This is a genomic window from Rhodococcus wratislaviensis, assembly GCF_041228765.1.
Lineage (GTDB): Bacteria > Actinomycetota > Actinomycetes > Mycobacteriales > Mycobacteriaceae > Rhodococcus_F > Rhodococcus_F wratislaviensis.
This window is the reverse complement of sequence record NZ_CP150488.1, coordinates 5,546,595-5,571,685: the sequence shown is the minus strand read 5'-3', so window position 1 is coordinate 5,571,685 and position 25,091 is coordinate 5,546,595. Positions and strand designations below refer to the sequence as shown.

Below are 25,091 nucleotides of genomic sequence, written 5' to 3'. Positions count from 1 at the left end.
ACAGGTGGCTGCGGGGGCCCACGGCTCGGATACTTCGCGAGGGTTGCTTTGTGGGATCTTGACAAGAAGTCGCGGTGACTGGCATTCGGCCGTTTGTGCAACACCAATCGGTGGGAACGCGTGAATGCGTGATTGTCGTTCTGACTGAACGTATTTGACACACTCTTGAATGAGAATCCTGTCGACGTGGTGATGCCCTTCGGCCCCGACTGGCCTACGCTGTTCACCGCACTGCGATCCCTGATCGATCCCACTAGTTGCCGTACCACCACCTGTACGTGGTCGTAATCGGCAGCAAGCCCTATCGCGATACCGTCGATCTGCGTGACTATCTCAGATGTCGGATCGTCTTGTTCCTGAGCTGTCGGTTGTTCTTAGGTTCCCGCGCCGACTTCTGGTCTTCGATCTGCCGGATCAACTCATGCTTCGCTGCGCCGAGAGCCTGAACCAGGTGCGGATCGGTGGCGGCTGCCACTAATGGCGGAAGGCCGGGGAGCGTCGTGCGTAACGTGACTCGCTGTTCCTTGCCGCCCCGGTCTTTCACCGAGATTTCCACATCCACATCGCTGGGGTCCCAACGCCCCAGGTGCGGCGCGAGCGCCGACAACACTTCCAGCACGTGCGACCGGTCCTGCTCTTTGAAGCCCGCGCCCATGTGGAGCGTGTGCTCGTCGAGGACGTCTCGTCGCTTGTTATCGGATGTACTCACCGTGGCCTCATCTCTGGAGTCTCACCTCGACGGTAGCCCCTTTCCGCGGATAGTCGTTCGAGGTCGTGCTGAGTCCGACGTGCGACCGGAGCAACCCGCAAATCCGGTTTCGCGTGTGCCCGCTCGGAGTCGTGATCAGGGCGCTGAGGAACCCACCGGTCTCACCTGCCGCTGAGCTGGGTGGCCGGTGCCCCGCGTCGCCCGAATTGAGCACGGAAAACAATTGGCGGCCGAACCCCGGTGGTAGGTAGATTCGGTGGCTGCCCTGCCCCGTCATTCGCTGGGATGTCCGCAGTTCCCACCATCCGAAAGGTTCACCGTGACCGAACCCGCTGGCCTCGTGAACGACGAGGAAAGAGCCGACGATCGAATCGAACGCCGACACCTGCAGGTGATCGGTGTCCTGTTGGTTGCCAGCTTTGTGGTGATCCTCAACGAGACGGTGATGAGCATCGCCATCCCGGTCCTCCAGGTCGAATTGGGCGTTCATCCCAGCGTGGGGCAGTGGCTGACGACAGCGTTCATGCTCACGATGGCGGTGATCATCCCGCTCACCGGCTATCTCATCCAGCGCATCCCGACGCGCACTCTGTTCGTGCTCGCCATGTCGCTGTTCACTGCGGGAACGCTGATCGCTTTCGCGGCACCAGGCTTCGGTGTGCTGCTGTTCGCCCGAGTCGTGCAGGCATCCGGGACAGCCCTGATGCTGCCGCTGCTGATGACGACGATCATGACGCTGGTGCCGCCCGCCCGTCGCGGTGCGATGATGGGCAACATCTCCATTGTGATCGCGGTTGCGCCTGCTCTCGGCCCCACCCTGTCCGGTTTCATCCTCGACCACTTCGGGTGGCGTTGGATCTTCGGATTCGTTGCCCCCATCGCGCTGGTCACGTTGGTCCTCGGCGCACGATTCGTTGTTTCGGTGTCCGAGACGACGAAGGCCGGCGTTGACATTCTGTCGATCCCCCTGGCGGTACTCGGGTTCGGTGGCCTGGTGTACGGCCTGGTGAGCATCGGTGAATCGGCCCAGGACTCCGCGACGATCCCGGTGGTGGTGCCGTTCCTCATCGGTGCGGTGGCGTTGTCCGGGTTCCTCGGCCGACAGTTCCGGCTGCAACGCGAGGACCGCGCCCTGCTGGACCTGCGCGTGTTCGGATACCGCCAGTTCAGCATCTCTGTGGTCGCGATGCTGGTCGGCATGGCAACGATGATGGGCACCTTCATCATCGTTCCCTACTTCGCGCAGTCGGTGATTTACCTCGATCCGTTCGAGACCGGTCTCATTACGCTGCCCGGCGGCCTTCTGATGGGTTTGGCGGGACCGATCGTGGGCCGCATCTACGACCGGCGCGGTCCTCTCGTGCTGGTCATCCCCGGCTCGATCCTCGTCAGCGCCGGAGTGTGGATGCTGACGACGGTGAACACGTCCACCTCATTGTGGTGGCTCCTGTTGTCGAATATGGCGCTGTGCCTCGGCCTGTCGGCGACCTTCACGCCGTTGATGACATCGGGATTGGGATCGGTGGCCGCTCACCTGTATGCGCACGGCTCCGCCGTGGTGGGCACGTTCCAGCAGGTGGCCGGTGCTGCCGGCACGGCACTGTTCGTCACCGTAATGACAGTCGTCGCCTCACGATCCGGTCACCCTCACGATTCACCGGAGGCCATTGCCGAGGGAGTGCGAATGGTCTTTCTTGTTGCCGGGATCCTCTCATTCGTGCTGATCGCGGCATGCGCCTTCGTGCGCAAACCGGCGAATCCGGTAGACCACGCACACACTGCATCCGTGGATGCGCCCGCTCAGGGGATCTGAACGGAGGCGCGTGTCATCCACGCTGACCTTTCGGGGCCACGGCGGTGGTCGACATCTTCCCGGTGGAGCGGCGGTCCTCAGCCGACTGCCGGTCGAGACCAGGTGCGTACCGCAGGGTCTCGACATACGGGACCCCGCCGGGCTGCTGGTGTCAGTTCGGTACTGACGTCAGCGAGGCGGGGTCGAGGTGTCGCATCGTGATGGGTCGACATCGGTTGCCGCGACACTTTCTCAGCGTAGGGGTCGCCCACAATCGTCGGAGAGAAAGTGACCGGGAAGTCTGGGTGAACGTTCTCGGGGGCCTCGGTGGCGAACTCCCGGTCCACGCTGGTCTGACCTGCTCCGCACGCCCCGCCACTGTCGACCGCTCTCGCCCGCCAGATCGTGCCACGAACTGCCAGGTCAGCGGGGGCGGACCACACGAGACGCTTGTGAACTTCTGAACAACACGAGGTCGTCGAGGGGCCCGAATGGTTAGGCTCTGCATGCTTTTTCGTATCGGTTGCAGTACGTACTGAATGGGGATCGGCATGACGAACATCAGCACAGCTCGACCCGGACGCAAATCCTTCACCGGCATGGCGGCGGTAGCGGGCATTGCCGTGCTCGCCGTGGTCATGGGTAATGGCACCGCCTCGGCCGGTGTCGACAACTCCAGTTCCGTCATCGACGCGGACGGCAATCGCATCGAGGTCTTGCAGGGCGACACGCAGTATCAGGTCGTTCCGCCGCTCGACGGCGTACCGACCAGCGTCGAGTTCTTCCACAATGGATACGCCGGTGTGAACATCAGCGGTCCCGATGCGGCGGAGTTCGAGGGGACGCAGCTCACCGTCGGATATCAGATCGGCTACCCGGTTGCGCTGGCAGGTGCGACCATCGTCCTCAATTCGCCCGGCCTCGGGTTCGCGATCGGGTCGGACACCGGAATCGACCTGGGGCTCGTCCCCGACTTCACGCTGGATCTGAGCGCGGGGACCAACGCGGAGTTGGCGGGTGACATCATCCCGTCGCAAGAGCTGGACATCGACCTGGAGCCGGGCGGTATCACCACGGTCCCGCTGCTCGAGGGCCAGGAGTTCGACGGACCCGAGGCGCTGGTGCGGATGCAGGGCGTTCACGGGTCCATTTCCGGCGCGATCGGACCGGTCACCATCCGGCCGTACGCGATGGCCGTGACGGCCAACGGTGACACCGTCATGACCTACGGTGTGCCGCAGAAGCTCAACTGAGCAAGAACCCGAACAGGTTTCGGTTGGGGTGCCGCCGGGTCGTTACCAGGATCGGACCCGCGGCGCCCCGTTCCACCGGAGCAGCCGACAACATCGTCGACCTCCCGGCCGGATTCTCATCCTTCACATGTTTGACGAGCAGATCGAGGACCTTGGGAACGCGGGCAGTCCACCACGCCACACCGAAAGGCAGTGCGTTCTCCGTCAGCTGAGTAGGGCCCTACCGTTTGTGGTGATACATAATGGTGACCCGGCGACTCGCCGGCCGTTTCGGAAGTCGTATCTCGCGGGGGAGTACGTTCTGCTATGCGACCCGGCGGACCGGGGGTCTCGCGGATCGCCGAGCTCGCGACCATTTTCGACAAGGATTGACGGAGAGCTGCAGGGCTGGTTCACCGCATGCGAACAGATCGCGTGCGGAGGCGAACCGCAAGGTCGGTAGGCTCATGGTGTCGGCAGATGCATTCAGCACGGATCGGATTGGCCGACGCTGCCCCGACCGGACTGCTGTCATTGCCCTGTCGCACCCCATGGTCGACCCCGGCCACGGGGTGAACCGCAACCGAGGTCTTGCCGTCACGTCCAGAACAAGGCGCGCCAGCCATTAGCGACGTCGCCCGTCCACCCGTTTGCCTCCAGATTGAGGCGGCATCGCTTCGTTACTTTATCGCCGGCGGGCATCAGGATGTCGACTATCGACATCCGGTTACCGCCTATACGACTGATGTTCACTTTGCGGCAGATCGCTGACCGGCGTGCGGAGTTCGGCAAGCGACGGCGGTGCCTGCCGGTCGGCCTCCGATGTTCGGGGAGTCCTCGCCTCGCTTCGTGGCCGAGCAACGTGCGAGTCCTTCGGCATCAGATCGGGGTTCCGAGGCGATCGTGCCGCCACCGGCGGTGCGACGAGTTTGCCCGCCAGCGCCGAATACCGGAACTGGATACCGCACCGGACGGAACTCGGCTGATGCGTACGTCGCCCGAGAAGGGGAGAGGCGGCGCCGCAAACGATACCGGACAGTCTGCTGCGTCTGGTGAGTGCCGCACTCGAACCGCCCCTTGGCTGCATTTCGCCGTTCGGGAGATGTGTGTCGACGTTTCATCCACGCCTTGGCTACGGTTAGTGGAAAGATTGGGGTAAGGGTGCTTATACAACTCGCTAAGACCCTTGGAGGAAGCATGCGCATATCTCAAACGGCGGCCAGTGCGGTCGGCGTCATGCGGCTTGCGTTCGATGCGGGCGTCGCCCTGGTCTCCATCGTTGTTGCAGTGCCGGTCGCATTGGCAATAGGCCGAGGGAGGGTGTTAGTGCGCGGGGCCCGCGGCGACATCGCGGCGACGAGTGTCCCGGCAGAAGAGCACGTTCATGACCTGGGAACGATCGTGGAAGTGCGGTAACCGGCAAGGCACTGGTGGACAGGGCGAACTGATCGAGATCGACATCGCGATGTCGACGTGACCGACGTTCGGATGTGGCGAGAGGGGATGGTGCCGCGGAGGAACCCGACGGCACCATTTATATTGTGCCCGAGTCTTGTTCGCTCGGTGCGAGCACTGCGGCACCGAACCAGTGGCAGGTCAGCAAGGCGATCTCGACATCCAGGCGGCCCTCGGTGAGGGGGTGGCCGCGGCGTTCGAACGCGCGCTGGACCCGGTACTTCACCGAGTTGAAGTGCAGGTGGAGTTCCTCGGCGGCGGATTTGGAGCTGGAACCGTGTCCAAGGAAGGTGCGCAGCGTCTCGCGGAGCCGCGCATCGTTCTCGGTGTCCGCGGCGAGAGGTCCGAGTGTCTCGTGCCGTGTTGGACCAGAGCCGAGCCGGCTTCCCCGCCGCCGCCCTCGACCGGACCACCGCCCAGGCCGCTGTCCGCGTCTCCGCGGCCCGCGGGTACCTCGACGGCCGCTCACTGGCCGAGGTGTTCGCCTGGCTACGCCCGACCGACCTGATCTGGCGGTACTGGGTCAACAAACTACATCCAGTGCTCTTCTGGAACGCCGACACCACCCGGATGGCCGCCACACTCCACAAGGACATGGTGCAGATGGGACTGAGCAACGCGCTGACCACCCCGGGCGCAGTGCGCATGCTCGGCACCCCCGTCGACCTGACCAAAATCACCGTGGACACCTACGTGATCGTCGCCTTCCAGAATCCGCGCCGGTGCCGACGGTTGGTCCTCGCCGCCACCGCAACCGGCGCCCTCATGGTGCCCGCCCGGCCGTCGGTCCTGACGAAGATGCTCACCCCTCGCCGATTCGTCGACCGCGACTGTCTGGCCTCGATCGCCGCGACCATCTACGGCGGCAGCGCCGATTTCGGCAACGCTGACATCGCCCAGATCGTCGGCCATCAACTGGCGGCCGGATCCCGCCGCGGCTATCTGTACCAGCTGCTCGCCGGGTCGGTGTGGTCGAGCCTGTTCGCCCTCCCCGCGATCCGCCAACCCACCCTCATCGTCGCCGGCACCGATGACCCGATCATTCCGATCATCAACGCCCACATCATGGCCCGGCTGCTGCCGCACGCCACCCTCCACACACACCCCGGCGGCCACGTCGACCTGCTCACCAACGCGTCCACACTCGGCCCGATCATCGAGGACTTCCTCGCGACCCAATATGTTCGGCCGGCGGCGCAGGGTGCTGCGTATCGACGGTTGGTTGGCCGGCCGTCGCCGGGGTCGAGTGCGCTCAGAATCCGATGGCCTCGCGGATGAGAACGACGGTTCCGCGGCCGGGGACCAGTTCGCGTCCGTTGATCAGGATTTTCGAGATCGTGCTGCGGACGCCGTAGGCATGCTGGGCGCGGACATCTTCTTTGGGATAGGAATAGGTCTCGATGCGGTGCAGTGCTGTGGCCAGATCGGGCACCACCTTTTGGGCTCCGACCACCCATACGGCCTGTGTGGCGCCGGATGCGTAGGGGGCGAGTTGGCTGCCGCTCGCCGATGCGGTCACGAGCTTTCCGTCTTCGGTGACGGCGTGGACGCTCCCGATCACCACTTCGGGTGCCGAGCGGGTGACGCGTACGTCGTCATGTCGTGCGCTCAGGTCCCAGTCGGACTGCTCGGCGCGCAGGCTGCGGAACGTGCCGGAGGAGTTGATGGTTTCCGCCAGGCCGGAGAGTCGGAGCGTCTCGCTGGTCGAGGTGAAGATTGTCTTGTCGGTCGGGAGCAGGTCGGTGACGAGGGTGTGCGCCTCTTCGACGGTGTCGACGATGTGCGCGGTGAACCCATTGCGGCGCAGACTTTCCGCGGCCCTCTCCACCTGATCGGGGGCGGCGGGCGTGGCGAACGACTCGTCCACTGCGAGTTCGACGATCGGATTGTCGGTCATGATGTGAAACCTTTCAATTGGCGACTGTCTGCGGATCGGCAGGCAGGCGGCAGCGAAGAGCGGGGTTCGTGCCCCTCTGCATCCGGCGCGCGTAGTCACACAATTCTCCCGCTATTGATCTCGCCGGGTTTCTGATTGCCGAACGACAGCGTCCGCGTCCGTCGTCAGATGCGTCCTGCGAACTGGAAGGGAAGCATCGATTCCGGGATGTGACGGGTGGTGACCATTTCGGCGATCCCCTCAGCTGTGGCAGGTGCCAGGGTGACCCCCAACATGCCGTGGCCGGCGGCAATGTAGAGACCGCGGTGACCGGGCGCTGGGCCGATGAACGGCAGGCTGTCCGGTGTCGCGGGCCGTAGTCCGGCTCTGCCGGAGCGAATGTCGACATCTGCGTCCGGGGACCATCCTGCCAAGTAGGGATGCACCTGGTTCAGGAGGAGTCGGATCCGTCGCTCGGGGACGCGTTCGTCGCGGGCAGGTAGTTCGAAGGCGCCGGCGATGCGTACCGCGTCGTGGTAGGGGCTCAGTCCCAGCTTGGGCTCCATCAGGTACAGCGCATGGCGTGGGGAGCTACCGGCACCCCGGACGTCGATCGAGTACCCCTTGGCTCCGATGATCGGCAACCGGAAACCGAGGGGCGTGAGAAGCGCGTTCGTCGCGGCACCGAGCGTTACGACCACGGCGTCGACGTCCAATGAGTGGTCCGGCATTCGTATCGACCACCTCGCACCTATGGGAGTGACGGCCTGCACGGCTGTGTCCTGGAGTACGGTGACGCCCATTGCACTGATCCGCTTGTGCAGACCTTGGAGCAGGGATTCCGGGTTGACGTGCCGGTCGATCGAGGTGTGGGCAGCAACCTGTACCCCGGGTCCCACGGCAGTGTCGCGTCGACGTGCTTCGTCACCGGACAGATATTCGACGCTGCCGGGGAAGCCCATCGGGAGCAGGTGGTCGAACAGCTGGGTGAACCATTCCAGGCCGTCGGCGGATTGTGCCAGTGCGAGCAACCCGGCCGAGTGCATCTCGAAATCGACGCCGTCATCGCGCATCTCGTCGAACAGATCGAGTGTGTGGGTGTTCAGTTGCAGCAGTGCCCGGACTCCGCTCTCGTACGCCGAGGGTCGGGACGCGCGGGCGAACTTCCACAGCCAACGGATCCAGTCGGTGTCCAGCCGCGGCCGGATGGACAAGGCGCCATTGGGGTCGAAGGCGTGTTTGAGTCCGAGTCCGACGACACCGGGTGAGGCGAGGGGTGTCGACAGGGACGGCGTGATCCAACCGGCATTGACGCCGGAAGCCGACCGGCCGATCGAACCGCGTTCGATGACCGTGACGTCCTCGCCGCGACGGCGAAGGCTCCACGCTGTACTCATCCCCACAACCCCGCCGCCGATCACTGCAACAGTCACCTCGGTCTCCTTTCTGTTGATTCGGTGAAAGATTCAGGTGGTGGCCAACTCGGAAACGGTTGCCGCCGCGTCGTCTCGGGGTCGGCTGAGCAAGTCGACGACCGACTCGAGTTGTGCGCCGAAATCGACAGGTGCGCTTCCGACGGGGAATCGCCGAAGGATCTGCCGGTTGAGCGCCGCGAGCCGTCGTGGCACCGACAGTCCCGTGCGGGCGAGTGTGTGGCTGGCCACGACGCCGAGGACGGCGAGATTGTTGTCGAGTGCTGCACCGGCATCGTGCGCTTTTCGCCACGCAAGCAGGTCGGGTGTTCCCGTGTCGGTCTGACCTGCTCCGCCCAGGCCGATCAGTGACGTCGTTGCGGCGGCGCGCGCCTCTTCCGCCCATCCTGCCGACGTCATGTACAGCAGGCTGACCTGGGATTCGGGTTCGGTAGCGACGAGCTCTCGGGGATCTTCGACGATTCGATTGACCTGGGCCGTAACCAACTGGCACACATCGGCCCACGTGCGAGCGAGGGAATCGAGACTCGGAGCGACGAGGGGGTTGTGGTAGCCGCCGTTCGACAGGACCGCGCCGAGGGGCGGATGGATTGCCGGGCCGACGAAGATCGGGTTGTTCGATGACGCCGAGAGCGCGATCTCGGCGCATTCTTCGGCGGCGGCCTGCGCCCGCCGCGCCCATCCGATGACGCGTGGCCCACTGCGGAAGGACACCGGCGCTTGATAGGGGAGTTCGGACGAGTGGTCGTCGGTCTCGATGAGTCGGCGGATGTTGTGTATGGCTTCGGCCTGGTGTTCGTCGCGCCAGGCGGCCTCGAGTTCGGGGGCGTAGTGAGCTGCCGGGGCATGGATCGCCACCGCGCCCAGCGCCATCATCTGCTCCATGACAGTGATCCGATGCCGTCCGGCCAGTGCGGCGTCACCCAGGGCCGCCGCCGCCACTGGGGAACCATTGATGAGTGCCATCCCCTCGCCGATCTCGAGGGTCCCGTCGAAGTGGGTCCGGAGCAGGTGTCCCAGGGGAATGATGTCGCCTGGCTCGCCGTTTCCGCGGGCTGGAACCGGTGGAAGATCGGTTTCGAGCAGGTCGAGAAGCCGGTGCACTGTTTCCACGCGCAGGCACGCCGTCCCGTTCAGCACGTCTGCGAGCCGGGCCAGGACGGCGGCGCGGAGGAGGCGTTCAGGCAGCCGCGGGCCGACGGTGGCGGGTGTCGACGGCAGTCGGGTGGCGAACTCTGCGCGGCCGTCGTCGGCGAGAACGGATTTCGCGCCGACATGGTGTTTGGTAGTGATTCCGTAGAGATGACGATCCGCGTTCTGTTCGACGAAGTCGACGAATTCTTGTCGACGGGCCCGGATGACACTCAGTGCGCGATCACTGATGCTGCACTGTTCGCCCATCCAGGCCACCCGAGCGATGTTGTCGAGGGTGAGGTCGTCGCTGCTGTCGATGAGAACAGTCATGAAGGTTCCTCCGAGTGAGAGTTGGGCTGATGGCGCCGGTCGGTCGGCTGACTGACGGCGTCTGTTCGGGTTACGCCTGAGACACGAACGACGAGTTGCTGTCAGGACTGCCGCTGTCGGATTTCTGCGGCGCTTCCTCGGTGTCGGCTGCGGCCTGCGCGAGGGTCAGGCCCGCGGTTTCCGGTGCCCAGGCGATGCTGATGAGAAAACCGACACCAGCCACCACACCGGTGATCAGCGTGACCCCGTGTGCTCCGAACTTATCGATTCCTACCGGCAGCAGAAGCGTCCCGATCGCTGCCCCGATCCGGCTGAAGGACACGCAGATTCCGGTCGCGGATGCGCGGATGCTGGTCGGGAACAGTTCGCTGGGATAGACGGTGTCGAGTGCGGCCATCGCCGACGAGATGAGTGCGAACAGTGCGAAGAGGGCGATGACATAGCCCGCGGGGGCGCTCTGCCAGAGGCCGATTGCCAGTGTCGATGCGGTCAGAAGTGCGAAGGAGATCAGGGTGTAGGGGCGTCGACCGATCTTGCCGATCGTGACGATGCCGACGACGCCGCCGATCAGAAGGAAGAGGTTGACACTGGTGGTCTGCCAGAAGCCGGATTCGATGTCGAGTGATTCGAGGATGGTGGGGAGGAAGGTGAAGACGGCGAAATAGGGAACGACCTGGCAAAACCAGAACAGGCACGCGAATGCCAGACGCTTGCGGTGCTGTGCGGCGAACACGTCGCGCAGTGAACCAGACGATTCCGCCGCCTCCTCCTCGGCGAGGTCGGCGAGGGTTGCGGTCGGGGAGACATGCTTCCGCAGAATCGCGAGGCCTTCCTCTGCTCGTCCGTTCTGAGCGAGCCAGCGCGGTGACTCGGGTGTATTCCGGCGGAGGATGAGCAGAATGAGCGCGGGGACCGCGCTGGTCGCCAGGATCCAGCGCCAGGCGTCGGCGCCCCCGACCTCGGCGAGTGCCGTTCCGACGATAATCGCGAGGACGTACCCGACTGTCCACATCGCCGGCCCCACTGCGAGCAGGGTGGCCCGGTGTTTCCGCGGTGAGAACTCGGCCACGAGGGTCGTGGCGATCGTGTAGTCGGCTCCGACCGCAATCCCCAGCAGAACCCGGAGAACGAGCAACATGACGGCGTCGGTGACCGCGATTTGAGCGAGGGAGAGGACGACGAACAATGCGAGGTCGATGACGAACATCCGCCGGCGGCCGATCTTGTCGGTGACCCAGCCGAACAACAGGCTCCCCAGGAACACGCCGATCAGTGCGGAGGCGCCGATCAAGCCGCTCATCAATGAACCGATCGGATGAGACTGCGCGAAGAGGGGGAGTGCGGGAACAATGGCGCCGAGGATGTACCCGTCGCAGAGATGTCCGCCATTTCCGTAGAGCGTCGTTTTCAGATGAAACCGCGAGAGTTTCGCGTCATCGAGAGCGTGTGTGGCCACGGGGGCTCCTTCAGGAAAGAGGATGGGTAATCATCAGTCGCGACGGTCGAGCTCGCCGATTCCGGCCCGTGCACCCGCCGGAATCCTCGTTCGAGTGTGGCTCTTCTGACCCTTTGATGGGTGATCTCCGCGAGCCTGATAGACGCAACGCCCTCCCTCGCATAGGTTTTGGTTTGCGAAGACAAGACCTAAGGGAGAAGGCGTTGCGCGCTGCCAGAATACTGCAGAAACTGCTGGGAATCGACAGGGCCCGGGTAATCGATGTCGCATTCACGGACGACGAACGAGGGCCCGTGATCGTGGTGACCCTCGAGTCGCACGCGTCGGTGCGGTCCCGCTGTCCACATTGTAAACAGCGCTGCCCTAGATACGATCGCCCGAATCGATCTCGACAGTGGCGTCACCTGGATATGGGCGGCACACGGTGCTTCGTACAAGCTTCGGTATCGAGGATTCGATGCCCCGAGCACGGCGTGGTGACCGAGATGGTGCCGTGGGCACGGCCGGCCGCGAACATGACCAGGGCGTTCGACGACAACGTGGCGTGGTTGGCCGCGCACAGTCCAGCTACCTCGGTGTGCGAGTACGCCCGAGTGGCGTGGCGATCTGTGACCAGGATCGTCACCCGCGTCGTCGGCGACGCTGTCGGACGCACTGATCGGCTCCAGGGATTGCGGCGCTTGGGGATCGACGAAATCGCCTACCGGAAAGGTCACCGGTATCTCACCGTGGTGGTCGATCACGACACAGGCCGACTCGTATGGGCAGCCGAAGGGCACAACGAGAGCGTTGAATCGATTCTTCGACGAGTTGGGTGAAGAACGCACGGCTCGTCTGACGCATATCAGTGCTGATGCTGCGAAGTGGATCGCCTCGACCGTGTGCAGCAGGGCGCCGCAGGTGAAGCGGTGTATGGATCCGTTTCATGTGATTCAGTGGATGACGCGGGCTCTGGACCGACTGCGCTCGCGTGTGTTGTCGCGGCTATGGGGATTCACCGACCGGGATCGACGGCACCTGCGGTGGGCATTGTTGAAGAACGTCGAGAATCTCAACCCCGCGCAGATATCAGTCCGAGCAAAGATCCTCGAGGACAGAAACAGCGAACTGTGTCGAGGCTATGTCATGAAAGAACAACTGCAACATGTCTATTCCGGCTCGAAGAAGAGAGCCTCCGTACGACTGCGAGCATGGATGCAGATGGCCCAGGACAGTCGGATCCCGGAACTTGTAGGCCTGGCTAAGAGCATCGCTCGCTACCGGCGCGAGATCCTCAACGCAATCGAATACGACCTGTCCAATGCTCGCGTCGAGGCTAACAACACCCACCTGCGTTCACTGACGAAGCGATCCTACGGATTTCACAGCCCAGAGGCCTTGATTGCGATGGCGACACTGACACGAGGAGGGGCGTGCCCAGCTCTGCCACAACGTTAATCGCCCACCAAAGGGTCAGGACGGCCTCGAGTGTTCGAGGGAACCGGCACGTCGACGTGGTCGGCGAGGGTCTGTCGGCGCGTCCATCTGCACCGATGCGACGTTCTCGACTGTGATTCCGAACACTACGGCCGACGTGCGGGAGCGTCTTCCGTCTGTGTTCGAGTAACGGCGACGTCTGTTCCTGAAATTGTCGAAAGCTCCAGGTGGTCCGTGGAAACTGACGGTTGAACACGCATCAGGTGTTGCGGATCAGCATCGCCAATCTGAGCGCGAGCTGGAGTCCGGCTCTGCGCTCGCCCTGGGCCCAATCCTCTCCGAGAAGCTGTTGCGCACGGTCGAGCCTGTAGTAGAGGGTGGTGCGGTGCACCGCCAGTTGGGCGGCAGCGCGGCGTGTGTCACCGCCGCAATCGAAGTAGGCGTCCAAACTCTCGCGAATCAGCGTGTTGTCCGCATCGAACAGACGGGATGCGCCGGGGAACAGAATCTCCAGGGTTTCCGTCGTCCACGGCAGTCCGTAGAACACGAGGTCGGCTCCGAGCTCGTTCCAGCCCAACTGCTCGACGTTCCGCGCGTGTGCAACGGTTGCCGCATAGCTGGATTCCGTTCCGGATCGTCGCAGCCCATCGAGATCGGAGGCAGCGCCCCCGGTGCCGGTTCCGTGCAACTTCCATCCACGCCGCCGGGCCGCCTGTGCCAGAGCGTGGCGGAACGGGCGAAGGCGGTCGGCGTGTACCTCGGCACTGACAATCAGGTGGAGTGTGTCGTCGCCGTGCCCCAGGAGGGAACGGCCCACCGGTCGGGCGTACGCGACTTCCTGGGCGGCGCCCCGCATCGCACGGACGTCCAGCGGCTCGCCGCCGGCATCGATCGGTGCCAACTTCATGGTGAGCACACATGCGGGTTCGGTAAATCGGAGGAGCGGTTCACCGCTGAGAAGGTCGGCCGGCGGTGAAGACTCGTGCGGTGGGGCGAGCAGTGCGCGCACGAGTTGAGACTCGCGGTCCAGCACGGTGGCCGTCGACTGAAACTGCTGGTGGAGCAGGTCTGCGATCGCGGAGGCGGTCCCGGCCGCTGCTGTGATGTCGGAATCTGTGAGCGGCGGGCTGTCGATCAGCCACAGATATCCCTGGAGTTCCCCGTGTGCCCGCATCGGAATGCACACCCGAGGCAACGTCTGCAACGCCGGATTCGCGGGGAACCGAACCGGCCCGGTTGCGTGCGCGATATCGAGCGAGAATGCGTACTCGAATACTTCCGGGGACGAGTGTCGCTGGAGGATCGACCGGACGCGGACATCGTCGAGATCACCGTGCTGCTCGGTCAAAGCGAGCGGCTTGAGACCGCAGTCGTCGATTTCGATCGAGCGGTTCAACTGATCCGCGAGACTGTCCGCGTACTGCTGGACGTCGTTCATCCGTAAACCTGCCGGTCGTCATCCCGAGTTGCGGGGCCCCGATGTCTCTGCTTGTGCTGCAACGTTTTCGAGTGCGACGCGCGGCGGGGGATCGGATGGACAGGTCACTCGGTGTTCATCCGATCCCCTCGTCGGGGAATTCGTCAGTTCGTGACCGCGGGGCGGGTGGGCCTGCGGTCGTCGGCGAACATGGCCTCGATCCTCGACTTGATCTCCGCGGTGCTCATGGTGCCGCTGCGCCGGGGCGTCTGCCGTCCGGTGGGAGTCGTCGGGGCAATCGAGGTTGTCGCCATGTGTCCTGCTTTCGTCGGTTACCGATATGTGTGCCTCACGGTCACGGTTGTGATCTGATTCACATCGTGGCCGACTATGTTGTACACCACATGTTCGGTCCCGTGCCACTCGGCCTGGTCACCTCGGCAGTGGCTGGGAATGTGACCGAGCGGGTGCGAGGTCGGCGAATCGGCTCCGGCTGATTGCGGCGGCCCGAGCGTAGAATTGCGCGGGTTCGGTCGATCACGCTGGGCCCGGATTTCGGTGAGGCCTTACCGAACTTCTCTGGCCTCGTCGCCGCTCTGCGCTGCTCGGTCGTCGGCTCCGAATTGCGACGAGATCGGGAGGGTATTTCAGCGATGCGAACCGATGGAGACAGTTGGGACATCGTCAGTAGCGTGGGCCTGACCGCGTTGGGAGTGGCGACATTTCGGGCGTTGGAGACAGTGCGCCCCGACGCGCTGATTCAGGACGACTACGCGCGGTGGTTCGTCGAAGCGGCGGGTGAACCGCATTTCACCGGGCTGTTGGCCGACCCGTCGACACTCGGGGACATGCCGGTCTCCGGATTCATGGGTTCTCGGACCAAATTCTTCGACGAGTTCTTCTCGTCAGCCACGAGTTCAGGGGTTTCACAGGCGGTGATCCTCGCGGCCGGGTTGGACGCACGGGCGTATCGCCTCGACTGGCCGACCGGCACGACGGTCTTCGAGGTCGACCAACCGCAGGTGCTGGAATTCAAGGAGGGGGTCCTCGCTGATCATGGCGCCAGGGCGAAGGCTGATCGTCGCCCGGTGGCCGTCGATCTGCGAGACGACTGGCCTGTCGCCCTCCAAGCTGCCGGATTCGACCCCGGTAAGGCGACCGCCTGGTCGGTGGAGGGGCTGCTGGCGTACCTCCCGGGCGTGGCGCACGACGCGCTGTTCGAGCGGATCGACCACCTGTCCGGTCCCGGCAGCCACCTTGCCGTGGACAACTTCGCGGCGGGAACCGATATGCAACGCTTCGAGGCCATCAGAGCGAAGTATTTCGCGAATAATCCGTTCGGCGACATCGACATCTCCGAGCTGTTCTACGGTGACGAGCGGGCCGATCCGGTGCAGTGGTTGACCGGGCACGGCTGGTCGGTGCGGCGGTCCACTTCGCTCGAGCTGGCGGCTGCCTACGGGCGGCCGGTTCCGGAGCTCCCCGAAGAACTTGTCGATCTGTCGAAACGATCGACGTACCTGACCGCGGTCAAGTAGCCCACGCTCTCGCTCGCAGCGATGAACCACAGAGGCGAGCCATTGCGGTGGACCGCCATCCGCGCGTACATTGGTAGTTGCGGATCGAGAGAGTAATCGGCAACGGTGAAACACTCGAGAAGCAGAGATCCGGCCGAGAATGTGAGAGCATTCCCGGCCGAACCCCTGTCTGGGGCATGTTCCCGCTCACCGACCTGGCCGAACTGGTGCTCCATCACGCGGCCGGCACGAGTCGCATGCCGGTCTCGGCATCGGTGCTGCGAGCATCACCATCCTCAATCCTGCTCTGCAACAATATCATCGACGATCCGCGCAGGTGCCGGCCGGGACGAGGTAGGCGAAGACTTTCGGCGAGTACGCCACGGTGCCATCCGGTCGAGGAGCCTGTCGTTCAGGACCAGCACATGGAAGAGGACGGCGGACATGTGTGCGGTGAAGGTGAAGAACAGCAGGTAGGCGAATGCGGTGTGAGCTTGTCTCAACAACGCGTAGACGCTGGGATCGGGTGCAATCAGCGTGGGCAAGTGCAGATGCTGGTAGAGGATGATCGGGTAGCCGCCGGCCGAGAGCATGGCCCACCCGGTGAGTGGCTGGATCACAAGTAGCGCGTAGAGCAGGTACTCCGACGCGGTTGCGACCCGGCGCTCGGCCGGTCTCATGGTGGAGGGTGGTGCGGGCGCGCGGCGCACCAGCCGATTGCCGATGCGGACGATCACCAGGGCGAGGATCGCGGCGCCCAACGGGACGTGCACCGAGCGCAGCAGATGGTAGTGGTCGAGGGTCGTCACCATGACGGCGCCGACGAGCAGTTGTGCGATCACCATGACCGCCATCGCCCAATGCAGCAACCGGACGGTCGGCGCGAACCGGAGCGGGCGGTCGGTCGGGTCAGCGGTCATCGCGCACCCCATCCACATCGACGAGGGCCGGTGTTTTGGGCTCCCCGGACCGTCGGGTGAACGATTCGGTGTAGACCGCGGACCGGGCGCTGAGCAGGGGATCGTCCGAGGGCGCAATGCCCGTGGGGAGGATGAGCGGGTCGAAGTTGAGGTCCCGCGCGTTGTGCGGCGCTTCGGTCCGGACCGCGTCGATGATCACGGTGCCGACGTCGAGGACCTGCCGGGTCGGCGGCCACGGCCGGGTGGCGTCGTCGGTCCTATCGCCGGGTTGACCGATCGTGAGCAACATCCGCCACCGCAACGGTCGACGCGAGACTGTCGCGGTGAGTGTGTCGAAGAGGTAATCGCGCCCCGGCAGGCCGGGGGAGCGGGCCGGTTCCTCAGGGACCAGTGTCCATCGCACCGGAACCGTGACTCCGGTGTCGTTGGTGCAAAGGAAGGCGTTGAGACCGTAGTAGGTGCTGTTGTCGAACCCGGAGGTCGGTGGATGCTGTCGGATGAGGTTCATCGCCGCCGCGGTCTCGGGGCGGCGGGAAAGAAACGCCGCCATGCGATCCGGATCGGGCTTGCCGGTGGCCGGGTCCGCTTTCGATGCGAGTAACCGCTCGTAGAAGCCGTCTAACGTCCGGTCGGGGAACACCGGGGTGTTGATCATCGCGGTGCGCCACTGCTCGCCATCGGGGAGGTCGAACGCCAACCCCAGCCCGCGGACCGTGGCGTCGGCGTCCGGAGTGGACGGATTCCCACCCGAGAGTGAGAACCGGCCGGTCACCGGGATCCGGCCGATCCGGAAAACACTGGCCGTGGAGACCGCGGACCCGGCGCCGGTGGCGGTGAAATATCCGGTCGCGCTGACTCCTTTGGCGTGATTGCGCCGGAACCCGTCGTGGTGCCCGGCGACCTCCTCGAATCGGTCGGTCAGCCGTGCCGGGGTCAATGCGTCGGCGTCCAGTGTCCCCGCCGCGCAGAGGAACCCGCCGACGTCCGCTGCTGCGATCGCGCCGACCGCGGCCAGGCCGAGCAGCGCACTGCGCCGACTGACCGCCGGGCGTGGCGCCCTGACCGGGGGTGCGGTGGCGTCATCCATGGGCGGAGTCGACCGTCACCACGTGCCAGGTTCCTTTGACGCCGTCGCCGCCCGTCTGCCCGGGGGCGGTGTCCTTCGCGAACCGGTAGAGCGGGTGGCCGTCGTAGGTGATTTGCTCGGTTCCGTCCGGCCGCGTCGTGGCACCCGTGCGGGCGGCGAGGGTGGCGTCGGGCCGGGGTGCTCCGAGTGAGGGCGGCCAGATCTCGGCGCAGGGGCCGGTGCACCGGATGGAGCCGGGTGTGTCCTCATCGAATCGGTAGAGCGTGAAACCGTCTCCGTCGGTGAGCACCGCGCCGAGTGCGGTGTCCCGGGTGCCGAGCTCCACCTGCCCGGCGGCCGCCGGGGTTGCCGGTTCGGGGTTCGCCGCGGCGGACGCAGACGGCGGCACCTCGGGCGGGGCGTCGTCGGTGGCGGTGCCGCACGCCGAGATCAGCGCGATCGCGGTGCCGGCGCCGGCCGCCGCAAGAATCGACTTCTTCAGCATCTTCGTAGATCTCCATTCGTTCGTTCCCGTGTGCCTGTCGTTCGGTGCTGGGGAGTACGGATGGTCGGCGGTCCGCGTTCACCTGCCGGGGCCGCCTCCGCGCACCCGAGTGGCAGAATTCGAAGTGAACGCCGCGCCGCCCGCGCCCGTACTCCTCGGTGGGTGTCGGGCGAGCCGACGCCGTATCCGGTGTTCGGGAGGTGAGTGGTGCGGCTTCGTATCGTGCGCACACGCGGGGACCAGTCCGAGGGAAGTTTGGATGACGAGACGGTGTTGCGGGCCGCCTACGACGACCACGGCAGGGAACTGTTCGCCCTCGCCTACCGCTCCCTCGGAGACCGGGGTCGCGCGGAGGAGGCGGTGCAGGAGACGTTCCTGCGTGCGTGGCGGGGCGCGGACCGGTACGACCCACGGCGCTCTACGCTCCGGACCTGGCTGTATGCGATCTGCCGCAACGTGGTGATCGACGCGATCCGGGCTCGTGCCGCCCGACCGGAGCTGGCCGACGCTGCACCACCCGAGCTGCCCGCACCCGAGCGTCCCCTCGAACAACTGCTGGTGGGGCTCGAGATGGAGGAGGCGCTGCGGCGGCTGTCCGATCAGCACCGCTTCGTCCTGGTCGAGATTCACCTGCGTGACCGGCCCGCCACCGAGGTGGCCGCACACCTCGGCATTCCCGTGGGCACCGTCCGCAGTCGCGTGTACTACGCGCTGAAGGCTCTCCGACTCGTACTCGAAGAAATGGGGTGGCATGGTGACCACTGACCGCTGCCAGCAGATGCGCACCATGCTGGGGATGTACGCGCTCGGTCGCCTCGACGACAGCGAGACGATCACACTTCGCGCCCACCTGGACGGTTGCCCGGAGTGCCGCACCGAGTTGCGTCTGCTGACTCCGGTGGCGGCTGCCCTGTCGGCGGCGGACCCGGACCGGCTCACCGAACCTGCGCCCCGGCCGTCGTCGACGCTGCCCGACGCGATCTTCGGGGCGGTCGACCGCGAACGCGGACGGAAGCGGTACCACCGGATCGCAGTCGCCGCCGCGGCCGTCGTGATCGCCGTCGGCCTGGTGACCGGCGGGTTCTTCCTGCGCGGGGGCACCTCGACGGCCCCGCCCGGGCAGCCGGTGGCATTCACGGTGCTCGCCGCAGGTGTGGATGCCTCCGCGCGGGTGGAGAACCGGGCGTGGGGAACCGGAATCAGCCTCGACGTCGCCGGACTCCCACAGGGCCGCACGTACAACGTCTGGCTCCAACGCTCCGACGGAAGTCGCATGAATGCCGGCAGTTTCATCGCCGGCGGCGACAAGACGATGTCGATGCAGTTGGCGGTGGGGCTACCGATGTCGGATGCGACGATGCTCGGGGTGAGCGCCCCGGGCGACGACCGGACCCTGCTGCAAGCGCCCCTGCGGTCCTGACCGACGCCCTCGGGACGACTCAGAGGAGTATGCCGTCGCGAGCGACGACCCGTCCGGCCCGCACCACCGTGTCCCGACGGGGGACGTCGACGACGATCTGCGGCACGCATTCTCCGTCCAGCAACATGAAGTCGGCGGGTGAACCCGGTTGCAGGTCGGCCCGCGGTAGCCCCATGACGGCAGCACCGCCGTCGGCGGCGAGTTCGTAGCACGCCTCGAGATCCTCGTCGAGGCGTGCGTCGAGTGCCCAGCCGAGCAGCCACGCGCGGTGGAGCATGTCCGCGTCACCGAATGGGCTCCAGTTGTCGCGAACGCCATCCGACCCGAGCCCGACCCGCACACCGTGCTGCGCCAGAAGACGGAACGGTAATACCGTCGCCGTGGACAGCGCGGCCGTCGTCAGCGCGATATCCGCCATCGCCAGCAGATTCGCCGTCGAATCCAGGGTGTGGCCGGACAATTCGGCTACGGCGAAGGCGTGGCTGACCGTGACCCGGCCCTGTAGACCGGCCGCTCTGGTTCGCTCGGCGATGTCGGTGAGAGTCGCGGTACCCGTCTCGCCGGTGTCGTGGAGGTGGATGTCGATCGGCAAACCGTGTCTTTCGGCGATCCCGAAGACCGTGTCGAGTTGGCGGGCGCCTCCTCCGGTTCCACCGGGGGTGTGGTCGAAGCCTGCCGGGTCGATCCCTCCGATCACGTCGATCAGCCCGCTGTCGGCGGCCATCTCGAGCAGTGCCGCGGTGCCCGGCGTCCGTTCGACACCGTGCTGTGGGAACGCGACGATCTGGACGTCCATCGCGTGGCGCAGGGCATCTCGGGCGGTGGCCACCGCTTCCACCCCGGCGAGCCCGTACGCCGGCGCCACGTCCACGTGCGCCCGCATCGCTCGTGTCCCGAGGGTGACGGCGTGCGCCATCAGCCGGAGCGCTCGGTCCGCGACGGGTGTGGGTTGGGCGTGGTGGAGTTCGACGTCGCCGGCGACGAGTTCCCCGATCGCGTGCGCAGTCCGCCTGCTGTACCACGGCTCGCCCCATGCGGTTTTGTCCGGATGGATGTGGGCGTCGACCAGGGTCGGCACGGCGGCCTTCCCGTGGCCGTCGACGTAGTCGACGGCGACTCCGTCGGGAATGTTGTGTGCCAGTGCGCCGTTCACGGCGATCAAGTCGGTCACCGCGCCGCCGAAGGGGCGGACGTCGCGGAAGACGGTGACGGTGGTGTTTTCGGCGGTCATCGTGTTTCTCGGTCCCGTTCCACGTCGACGCTCGTGAGTGATGCGTAGCGTGCCGGATCGCAGCGGCGGATGTGCAGGGCGACATAGAGGCCCGCCGCCGCGACAATCGGCAACGGTGCGAGCAGGAGAACGTTGACGAGCCCGGAGCGTCCCGTCAGCAGGTCGAAGTGCACGATCGCGAGCACGGTGAGAACAGTGAGTCCGGCGCAGGAGATCAGCGGCGCCCACATCACTCTCGCCGCCGAGAGGCCCCGCCGGTCGCGGCGGAAGAAGGCGTACACCGCGAGCGCGGCGAATGCCTGCATCGCCATGATGCCGAGGACACCGATGCTGTTGGTCCACAAGAACACCACCGAGTACGGATCCACCGCGCACGCGGCGCCCGCGAGGATGATCACCGCGCTGAACACGGTCTGCGCGATCACGGCGCCGCTCGGTGAGCCGTGGCGGGCGGACACCTTCCCGAGGAACCGCGGCAGCAGTCCCTCCCGGCCGAGGGCGAAGAGGTAGCGGGCGGCGGCATTGTGGAAGGCCAGGGCGGCGGCGAACGCGCTGACGATGATGAGTGCGTGCATCGTGTCGGCCAGCCACGCGCCGACGTACAGTTCACCCGCCTCGAAGGTGAGATCGGGCCCTGCGGCGGAACCGGCCATCGCGACCGCGGTGTCGGTGCCGAAGGCGCCCATGATCAGCCACACCCCGCCGGCGTAGAACAGTGCGAGGAATCCGACGGCAATGTACGTGGCCCGCGGCACCGTCCGCTTCGGATCACGTGCCTCTTCCGCGTAGATTGCGGTCGCCTCGAAACCGGTGAACGCGCCGATCACCAGAACGAACATCCCGGCTACCCCTCCGGTCGCGAGCGTGGCCGGATCGAAGGACTTCACATCCAGTGCGGCCAACCCGCGTTCGCCGAGGATTCCCGCATTCATCACGAGCAGCGATGCCACTTCCAGTATCAAGGCGACGCCGAGAACCTTGGCGCTGAGTGTGACCTTCAGCCAGCCGAGCACGCCGACGGCGACAACACAGACGCCCGACAACACCCACCACGGGACGTCGGCGCCCGTCGCACTGCGGATCGTCCCGGAAGCGAAGTAACCGAAGGCGGCGGCGACCCCCGGTGTGATGAGGTTGTAGGACATCACGGCGATGTACGCGATCCCGACGCCGAGGCTCCGGCCGAGTCCCCGCGCGACGTAGGCGTAGAAGGCGCCGGCGTTACGCACGTACAGACTCATCGCGGTGAAGCCGGCCGCGAACAACGTGAGCAACGCACCCGCGATCAGGTAGGCGAGTGGGGCACCGGCACCTCCGATCCCGATCGCGAACGGCGCGACGCCCGCCAGGACGGTCAGCGGGGCAGCGGCGGCGACCACGAAGAAGACGAGGTCGAACGTACCGATTCGACCGGCGGCGAGCCTGCCGTCGGTGGTCTTCTGCGCGGGGGCCTTGGCTTGGGAGACGTTTCGGTCAGTGATCACGGGAATCCTCGAAGGTCGGTGGCTGAATGCGGATAGTGGTGCGGGGGGTCGGGCCGACGATCCGGCCCCCATGGAGGACGAGAAGTCGCTCGGGATGGGAGGCAACGGCTTCGGGGACACTGCCCGCGGCGACGGCCACCAGGTCGGCGCGTTTGCCGGGAGCCAGCCCGTAGTCGGTCAGGCCGAGGGCGGCTGCGGCCTCGTCGGTGGCGAGGGCGGCGGCATACCGGAGGTCGTCGTCGGTCATCAGCTCGCCCTGCAGGCCGATGATGGTTGCACGTTCGAGCATGTCGGCGGTGCCGTACGGCCACCAGGTGTCGCGGATGTTCTCGGACCCGGCGAAGACCCGGACTCCGTGTTCACGCAGGCGGAGCACCGGGGGCATCGACCGGCTCGGGCCGTTGGTCATGATCGCGACTCCGGCTCGGGCGAGCGCCTCGGCCACCCGGTCCAGCTCGTGGTCGTCGAGTTGCCCGAGCGCATAGGCGTGGCTGACGGTGACCTTCCCGACCAGACCCAATGCTTTTGTTCGCGTGGCGATTTCGTGCAGCTGGTGGGCGCCTGCCTCACCGCCGTCGTGTAGGTGGATGTCCACACCGGCGCCGTGCCGTTCCGCGAGCCCGAAGACGACGTTCAGCTGACCGTCGACATCGCCGTCGAATCCGGCGGGGTCGAGTCCTCCGATGACGTCGGCGCCGTCGGCGAGTGCGGCATCGAGGAGGTCGGCCACCCCCGGGGCGGTGACGACCCCACTCTGTGGAAAGGCGACGAGTTGGATACCGAGTCGCGTGTGGAACTGTTCGCGCACCTCGAGGAGCGCGTGCAGGCCTGTGAGTTGCACGTCCGGGTCGATGTCGACGTGAGAGCGTACGTGCCCGGTGCCGAGCGACACCATGCGCCGGGCGAGGGCCGCGGCGCGTTCGGTGGCCGGCGCCTGCGTGTCGCGGCGCGATAGTCGCTCGGTGGTGATCTGCTCGCGCAGCGTCCGTGAGGTTCGGTGAGGCTGCCACGCCGAGCCGAGCAGGGTTTTGTCCAGATGGCAGTGTCCGTCGACGAGCGCGGGCAGGAGCAGGGCGCCGCCGAGGCGATAGGCGCCGGGCCGGTGGCGACCGGGCCGGTGATCGTCGACGGATTCGATCCGATCGCCGCGGAGTCCGACGTCGGCGCGGCGCCCGCAGGGAAGTGTGACGTCTTCCAGAGCCGTGGGTGTCGCAGTGCCGGGGGCGGTGGGATCGGGCGCGGTGCCGACCGATTGGTGCATCAGTTTCTCTCCGGGGGTAGGTATAGAGGTATCAACATGCAGGTCAGGGATGGTTCGGATTGAGCGTCCGGGACGAAGTTTGGTCTACGGTATACCAAATGACCCGGGTGCGGAAGAGATCGCCGAAGCCTGCAATGATGCGAGGGAGAGTCTGCGACCGAGCAGGCCCCGTCCCTCGAACCTGGAGTCGCGCAATGACCACCCGCCGCACCGCGCAGCGCTCCGCCTCGATCGGCGGCACCCATCAGTCACTGCGAGATCGCGCCTACATCGAATTGCGTGAGCGAATCATCGAAGGCCGATATCCGGCCGGGTTCCGGCTGGTCGAGCGGGAACTGTCCGAGGAGTTCGGTTTGTCACGGATCCCACTGCGCGAGGCGCTGCAGCGATTGGAATCCGAGGGATTCGTGACGGTGGCACCACGACGCGGCGCGGTGGTCGCGAAATTCGACGCGGCGGCGGCCGAGAATCTGTTCGATGTGCGCGAAAGCCTCGAGGGGCTGGCGGCGCGGCTGGCAGCTCTGCACGCCACCGCCGGCGAACTCGAGGCCCTCCGTGCAATCGTGGCCCGTTCCCTCGCCGCCGCCGAGACCGGGAAGACCCGCCAGGTCGTCGCGCTCAACGCGGACTTCCATCGGACGATCGTCGAGGCATCCCACAACCCCCTGCTGCAAGATCTGATGGCGCCACTCGATGCGCGACTGCGACGTCTGTTCCACCTCACCTCGACCCGCGACGACGGCGACACCATGTGCGGCGAGCACGAGCAGCTCTACCAGGCGCTCCGTGCTCGAGACGCGGACGGAGCGGAAGAACTGGCCCGCCGACACGTCGTGGGCACCCGGGTCGAGGCCCTCCGCTCCCTGGCCGCCGAGACCGGGACGACCTGAGGATTGCTCCCCGATCGCGGGAAGTACCGGCAGGGCATCCTCGATGTCACCGGTGTCCGATCTGGATCACGGACGGCCCGCAGGGGAAGTTCGACGGACTGTTCCGGTGCCGCGATCGAACGGACGGAGACCCCGCCGACTCGTCTCGAGAAGATGTCGTTGACGGGGCCATCCACCACGTCGGTGTTCTCGCCCCTCTGAGAACGCCGAACGCGGTATTCGCTCACCGGCCGAGACGTGCCAGCCGTTCGCCCGGTGTCGTCGCACCCCAGACGCCGTGCTGTTGGCCGGTGTGGAGGGCATACTCGAGGCATTCCTCCACCACCGCGCAGCCGCGGCAGAACTCCTTGGCGAGATTTTCCCGCTCGGAGCGAGCGTTCCTGCGTTCGGCGTCCGCCGGGAAGAAGATCTCCGCATCCGCTTCATGGCAACGCGCAGACAATCGCCACTGCCACAACTCGGTGTCGTGAGGCTGCAGTGTCATCACCGGTGTCGACATCTTTTCGACTACCCCCTTCGCTCTCGGTCGCCCCGAATTACAGCCCAT

The 25,091-nt window shown here is 65.8% G+C and carries 21 protein-coding genes and 2 pseudogenes; 8 read left to right on the top strand and 15 right to left on the bottom strand.

Annotation, left to right across the window (positions count from 1 at the left end; all coding sequences use genetic code 11):
- Nucleotides 1-328: 328 nt before the first annotated feature.
- Nucleotides 329-709, bottom strand: a complete 381-nt coding sequence (locus WKC72_RS25685) for a hypothetical protein (RefSeq protein WP_235214446.1) — start codon at nt 707-709, stop codon at nt 329-331.
- A gap of 319 nt (nt 710-1,028) precedes the next feature.
- On the opposite strand from WKC72_RS25685, the gene WKC72_RS25680 reads away from it, so the two are divergent.
- A complete protein-coding gene (locus WKC72_RS25680) occupies nt 1,029-2,522 on the top strand; it encodes an MDR family MFS transporter (protein WP_370180098.1) in 1,494 nt (497 codons plus the stop codon).
- A 530-nt stretch (nt 2,523-3,052) separates the two neighbouring features.
- Nucleotides 3,053-3,754, top strand: a complete 702-nt coding sequence (locus tag WKC72_RS25675) for an MspA family porin (RefSeq protein WP_370180096.1) — start codon at nt 3,053-3,055, stop codon at nt 3,752-3,754.
- A gap of 1,513 nt (nt 3,755-5,267) precedes the next feature.
- Here WKC72_RS25675 and WKC72_RS25670 read toward each other — a convergent pair.
- A pseudogene (locus WKC72_RS25670) lies at nt 5,268-5,543 on the bottom strand (helix-turn-helix domain-containing protein); the annotation flags it as partial.
- Nucleotides 5,544-5,548: 5 nt separating this feature from the next.
- Here WKC72_RS25670 and WKC72_RS25665 point away from each other — a divergent pair.
- A complete protein-coding gene (locus WKC72_RS25665; protein WP_370180094.1) occupies nt 5,549-6,466 on the top strand; it encodes an alpha/beta fold hydrolase in 918 nt (305 codons plus the stop codon).
- On the opposite strand, the gene WKC72_RS25660 is transcribed toward WKC72_RS25665, so the two are convergent.
- The 4 genes from WKC72_RS25660 to WKC72_RS25645 all read right to left on the bottom strand — a co-directional run bounded on the left by WKC72_RS25660 (nt 6,441) and on the right by WKC72_RS25645 (nt 11,417).
- Complete coding sequence (locus WKC72_RS25660; RefSeq protein WP_128638779.1) at nt 6,441-7,085, bottom strand: LUD domain-containing protein; 645 nt, start codon at nt 7,083-7,085, stop codon at nt 6,441-6,443. The two genes, WKC72_RS25665 and WKC72_RS25660, sit on opposite strands and share 26 nt — an antisense overlap.
- A gap of 164 nt (nt 7,086-7,249) precedes the next feature.
- Nucleotides 7,250-8,518, bottom strand: a complete 1,269-nt coding sequence (locus WKC72_RS25655) for an NAD(P)/FAD-dependent oxidoreductase (RefSeq protein ID WP_370184503.1) — start codon at nt 8,516-8,518, stop codon at nt 7,250-7,252.
- Between the two features lie 12 nt (nt 8,519-8,530).
- Entirely contained in the window at nt 8,531-9,961 is a 1,431-nt protein-coding gene (locus tag WKC72_RS25650; protein ID WP_370180091.1) for an aromatic amino acid lyase, read from the bottom strand.
- A 70-nt stretch (nt 9,962-10,031) separates the two neighbouring features.
- Nucleotides 10,032-11,417 carry an MFS transporter gene (locus WKC72_RS25645; protein WP_370180089.1) on the bottom strand — a complete coding sequence of 462 codons (1,386 nt, stop codon included), beginning with the start codon at nt 11,415-11,417 and terminating at the stop codon, nt 10,032-10,034.
- A 116-nt stretch (nt 11,418-11,533) separates the two neighbouring features.
- Here WKC72_RS25645 and WKC72_RS25640 point away from each other — a divergent pair.
- Nucleotides 11,534-12,854 (top strand): annotated as a pseudogene (locus WKC72_RS25640) (ISL3 family transposase).
- Nucleotides 12,855-13,092: 238 nt separating this feature from the next.
- Here the strand turns inward: WKC72_RS25640 and WKC72_RS25635 are convergent.
- Nucleotides 13,093-14,271, bottom strand: a complete 1,179-nt coding sequence (locus WKC72_RS25635; protein WP_268790720.1) for a CdaR family transcriptional regulator — start codon at nt 14,269-14,271, stop codon at nt 13,093-13,095.
- A 143-nt stretch (nt 14,272-14,414) separates the two neighbouring features.
- On the bottom strand, nt 14,415-14,564 hold the full coding sequence (locus tag WKC72_RS25630; protein WP_009473232.1) for a hypothetical protein: 150 nt from the start codon (nt 14,562-14,564) through the stop codon (nt 14,415-14,417).
- Between the two features lie 339 nt (nt 14,565-14,903).
- Here WKC72_RS25630 and WKC72_RS25625 point away from each other — a divergent pair, with 339 nt between their 5' ends.
- Nucleotides 14,904-15,788 (top strand): class I SAM-dependent methyltransferase, encoded by an 885-nt coding sequence (locus WKC72_RS25625; protein ID WP_268790719.1) that lies wholly within the window; start codon nt 14,904-14,906, stop codon nt 15,786-15,788.
- Between the two features lie 275 nt (nt 15,789-16,063).
- Here WKC72_RS25625 and WKC72_RS25620 read toward each other — a convergent pair whose 3' ends face one another.
- The 3 genes from WKC72_RS25620 to WKC72_RS25610 are packed head-to-tail and all read right to left on the bottom strand — an operon-like array spanning nt 16,064 to nt 18,258.
- On the bottom strand, nt 16,064-16,687 hold the full coding sequence (locus tag WKC72_RS25620; RefSeq protein ID WP_268790718.1) for a cytochrome b: 624 nt from the start codon (nt 16,685-16,687) through the stop codon (nt 16,064-16,066).
- A complete protein-coding gene (locus WKC72_RS25615; RefSeq protein ID WP_268790717.1) occupies nt 16,677-17,774 on the bottom strand; it encodes a catalase family peroxidase in 1,098 nt (365 codons plus the stop codon). Before WKC72_RS25615 ends, WKC72_RS25620 begins: the two co-directional genes overlap by 11 nt.
- Nucleotides 17,767-18,258, bottom strand: a complete 492-nt coding sequence (locus WKC72_RS25610; RefSeq protein WP_268790716.1) for a hypothetical protein — start codon at nt 18,256-18,258, stop codon at nt 17,767-17,769. Before WKC72_RS25610 ends, WKC72_RS25615 begins: the two co-directional genes overlap by 8 nt.
- A 207-nt stretch (nt 18,259-18,465) precedes the next feature.
- Between WKC72_RS25610 and WKC72_RS25605 the strand changes: the two genes are divergently transcribed.
- Nucleotides 18,466-19,023: a sigma-70 family RNA polymerase sigma factor gene (locus tag WKC72_RS25605; RefSeq protein WP_174233900.1), complete on the top strand. Its 558-nt coding sequence runs from the start codon at nt 18,466-18,468 to the stop codon at nt 19,021-19,023.
- Nucleotides 19,010-19,678 (top strand): anti-sigma factor, encoded by a 669-nt coding sequence (locus WKC72_RS25600; protein WP_112302295.1) that lies wholly within the window; start codon nt 19,010-19,012, stop codon nt 19,676-19,678. Before WKC72_RS25605 ends, WKC72_RS25600 begins: the two co-directional genes overlap by 14 nt.
- Nucleotides 19,679-19,697: 19 nt before the next feature.
- Here WKC72_RS25600 and WKC72_RS25595 read toward each other — a convergent pair whose 3' ends face one another.
- Genes WKC72_RS25595 through WKC72_RS25585 form a run of 3 tightly spaced genes read right to left on the bottom strand, consistent with a single transcriptional unit; the run spans nt 19,698 to nt 23,654 of the window.
- On the bottom strand, nt 19,698-20,909 hold the full coding sequence (locus WKC72_RS25595; protein WP_370180083.1) for an amidohydrolase family protein: 1,212 nt from the start codon (nt 20,907-20,909) through the stop codon (nt 19,698-19,700).
- Nucleotides 20,906-22,393 carry an APC family permease gene (locus tag WKC72_RS25590; protein WP_370180081.1) on the bottom strand — a complete coding sequence of 496 codons (1,488 nt, stop codon included), beginning with the start codon at nt 22,391-22,393 and terminating at the stop codon, nt 20,906-20,908. The genes WKC72_RS25595 and WKC72_RS25590 overlap by 4 nt, the downstream gene beginning before the upstream one ends.
- On the bottom strand, nt 22,383-23,654 hold the full coding sequence (locus WKC72_RS25585) for an amidohydrolase family protein (protein ID WP_370180079.1): 1,272 nt from the start codon (nt 23,652-23,654) through the stop codon (nt 22,383-22,385). The genes WKC72_RS25590 and WKC72_RS25585 overlap by 11 nt, the downstream gene beginning before the upstream one ends.
- Before the next feature lie 194 nt (nt 23,655-23,848).
- Between WKC72_RS25585 and WKC72_RS25580 the strand changes: the two genes are divergently transcribed.
- Entirely contained in the window at nt 23,849-24,544 is a 696-nt protein-coding gene (locus WKC72_RS25580; protein ID WP_370180077.1) for a GntR family transcriptional regulator, read from the top strand.
- 223 nt (nt 24,545-24,767) lie between these two features.
- On the opposite strand, the gene WKC72_RS25575 is transcribed toward WKC72_RS25580, so the two are convergent.
- Nucleotides 24,768-25,028: a WhiB family transcriptional regulator gene (locus WKC72_RS25575; RefSeq protein ID WP_370180075.1), complete on the bottom strand. Its 261-nt coding sequence runs from the start codon at nt 25,026-25,028 to the stop codon at nt 24,768-24,770.
- Between the last annotated feature and the right edge of the window lie 63 nt (nt 25,029-25,091).